The sequence below is a fragment of the Candidatus Photodesmus blepharonis genome (assembly GCF_000731795.2).
GTDB classification, from domain to species: domain Bacteria; phylum Pseudomonadota; class Gammaproteobacteria; order Enterobacterales; family Vibrionaceae; genus Vibrio; species Vibrio blepharonis.
The window spans coordinates 1-2941 of the sequence record NZ_JGVK01000005.1 but is presented as its reverse complement, the minus strand read 5'-3'; the positions used below and the strand labels follow the sequence as shown (position 1 = coordinate 2941).

Here is a 2941-nt window from a genome sequence, read left to right as displayed (position 1 = left end):
TTTTTTTTAAAAAAAACCGATGAAAGTCATATTTATCTTGTGTTAAGTGCAGGTTATATGTTACGAAAGCGCACCAGGCACTTTGTGTTGTAAGTTAGAGTCAATTGATAGCTTAGAGACTTTGTCAGCTAGAGCTAGTTTATATTCACATCACTGAACAATGGCAATTACTATAGTTAGTTTTGATGGGTTGCTGTTATTTTTTTCCCAGGTATATCCTGTCATCCATTTTAGTATTTTATGGAAATTTAAACATCTAGTTGTGACAGTTATTACTCATTTGTTAGTGAAATTAAGTTCTAAGCCAATATAATTTTTGTTCTTCACTACCTTACTCAACAATATTGATATTCAATACAGCAGAACATTAAGTATGTTTAGGCGTTTTGATGTGTATCATCCAAGTTTCATTAAGTTAACAGTGAAAAAAGGCTAAAATTTCTTAGTTTAAGGTTACTAGGAGGGGAGTGTGTCTGAAATAATAATACATAACACAATTACTATATTGATTAGCTTAAGTATCAAATCATTAAGATAAATGTGGCTTACTGACGGAAAGTGGTTAAGATGGCATTTTTATAATTGTCCTTAGTTATAAAGATGATAGTAGTAAAGTTCTTTATCTTTCAGCACAGTATACACTGTAATGAGCATGGGTTTTATTCAATTTTAGCATTATTTCAATTTGATTAAGTTATTATCAATTGTCGTAAGAATATATATTAGAAAACTTCTTGTCTTCGGTTATGAAGTAGAGGATTAGTAGTCAAGTGAATAGAATGTAGTTCACATTACATTTTTGGTACCATTCTACAGTTAACCTTGTAAGGGTTTTAATTATTGGAATATTAGGGTGTGTTAAAAAATCGAAGCGTTCTTATTTTTGACTCAGGAGTTGGTGGCTTATCTATTTATCAAGAGATTAAAGCGTTGTTGCCTCAGCTCAGCTGTGTTTATATTTTTGATAATGAGGCGTATCCATATGGTGAATTATCACAGGATATTTTAGTAAGAAGGGTTGACACATATATTACCAGTTTTATTCAAAGTCATAAAATTGATTTAGTCGTGATTGCTTGCTGTACTGCAAGTACAGTTGTTCTTCCAACATTAAGGGCGAAACTTACGATTCCTACTGTTGGTGTAGTTCCAGCAATAAAAACTGCTTCCTTATTGTCTAGCAAAGCAGTTGGGCTTATTGCTACCTCTGCAACTATTACTAGGAAATATACGAAAGATTTAGTTAGTAATTTTTCTAAAAATAAAAGTGTTAGAATGCTAGGTTCAAGGAGATTAGTGGAGATTGCAGAAGAAAAAATTAGAGGAATAAAAGTTGATATTTATGAATTAGCTGAAATATTGATTCCGATACAAGGTCATGTAGACGTCGTTGTTTTAGGATGTACTCATTTTTCGTTAATTAAGGCAGAGCTTCAATCCGTATTAGGTTATAGTGTTTTGTTGGTGGATTCTGGCAAGGCAGTTGCTAGAAGAGTGAAAAGCTTACTAAATTTAGAGAACTCTCAAGCAAGTGGAAAGAAAAACCAAATCTACTGCAGTGCGCCTCCTTGGAAAGGAGACGTGCTGAACTACGTTTTGGATAAGCTAGGTTTTACTCCTGTTCAACTTCGTTTGATTCAAAGTATTTAGGATCGTTAGCAACACGCACTTTTAAGGTACGCTGCAGATAATCTTCACCATTCAACGCTTGTATTGTTTTATTGACGTCCGAAGAGTTTATTACGACAAAACCGAAACCTCTTCTTTTACCTGTTCGTTTATCTTTCATCAGGCGTACAGCCAAGACTTTGCTATATTGAGAAAAAAGTTCTCTAACATCGGTTTCGTTGACCTTGTATGGTAAATTACCTACATAAAGCGTTTTAGTTAAAGGGGGTTCAATAGAATGCTGGATGCTATGGTTAGAGAACTTTAGGACTAAAGCAGAGAGGCAAACACCTATAAAAAAAGAAAGAGCTGGTGACACTGTTATTTGCGAAAAAAGAATCCCACCGGACAAAGCTAGGATAAGAATCAGCAAATTTGATTTATTAAAATTCATATCGGACTACATAATTGAGTGAATCAAAAGACAATTGTACCTGTAGTTTAGGCAGATAGAAAGCTCTTACGTGTACAGGTGATATTTTTCCAGTATTATTGATGTGACATATTTCAAATGTTGAAATATTATTGGACAAAATAGCGATAAGAAGCGAGCTCAACATTTGAGGAACTAAACTGATTTTGATTCAAATACTGTAGTTCAAATAATTTCATATTTAAAGATTCTTTTAAATCTACATTATCAATACAAATAATAATTAAGCTATTTAATTTAGGTACCGGGATCAATAATTTTATTAGTTTTTCCATTTACCAAAATTGTTGCTTTGGATATCATGTCGTGCTTATTTTTAATTGAGAGTGCTAGTTTATTATGGAAATATTATCTGCTGCTAGTATGTTGTTTTTAATCATGGATCCGCTCGGTAATTTGCCTATTATTCTCTCGGTATTAAAACATTTAGATCTTAAGCGCAGACGTAAAGTTTTAATTCGTGAATCATCATTTGCGTTGTTAATTCTAATATCGTTTTTGTTTGCAGGACAAAGCATAATGAGCTTTTTAAATCTTGCACCCGGGACATTAAGTATATCAGGAGGAATCATTTTATTTATCATTGCAATTAGGATGATATTCCCTAATATTGGTGTTGGCAATTCAATGGATGATGAAGAGCCTTTTATTGTTCCTATAGCGACACCAATGCTTGCAGGGCCTTCAGTGATTGCTGCATTGCTATTGTTATCAACTCAGCATCCAGGGAGTCTTGTACAACTTTATATCGCTGTATTAATTGCTTGGGGCGCTACATTCTTGATTTTAATGTTTTGTGGTTTTTTTCATCGTATTTTAGGAGAAAGAGGACTGAAGGTA

3 protein-coding genes are annotated in these 2941 nt (G+C 33.2%); 2 read left to right on the top strand and 1 reads right to left on the bottom strand.

Annotation, left to right across the window (positions count from 1 at the left end; genetic code table 11):
- Positions 1–855: 855 nt before the first annotated feature.
- Positions 856–1650, top strand: a complete 795-nt coding sequence (gene murI / locus CF67_RS00770) for a glutamate racemase (RefSeq protein ID WP_034413122.1) — start codon at positions 856–858, stop codon at positions 1648–1650.
- On the opposite strand, the gene CF67_RS00765 is transcribed toward murI, so the two are convergent.
- Positions 1613–2062: an RNA recognition motif domain-containing protein gene (locus CF67_RS00765; RefSeq protein WP_034413119.1), complete on the bottom strand. Its 450-nt coding sequence runs from the start codon at positions 2060–2062 to the stop codon at positions 1613–1615. The genes murI and CF67_RS00765 overlap by 38 nt on opposite strands.
- A gap of 378 nt (positions 2063–2440) precedes the next feature.
- Between CF67_RS00765 and CF67_RS00760 the strand changes: the two genes are divergently transcribed.
- Positions 2441–2941, top strand: a 501-nt coding sequence (locus tag CF67_RS00760) for a MarC family protein (RefSeq protein WP_034413115.1), incomplete at its 3' end; no start/stop codon positions are given.

Bases quoted from the DNA above. Each gene is read 5' to 3' on its own strand.
- CF67_RS00765 (WP_034413119.1), bottom strand. From the start codon at position 2,062: ATGAATTTTAATAAATCAAATTTGCTGATTCTTATCCTAGCTTTGTCC.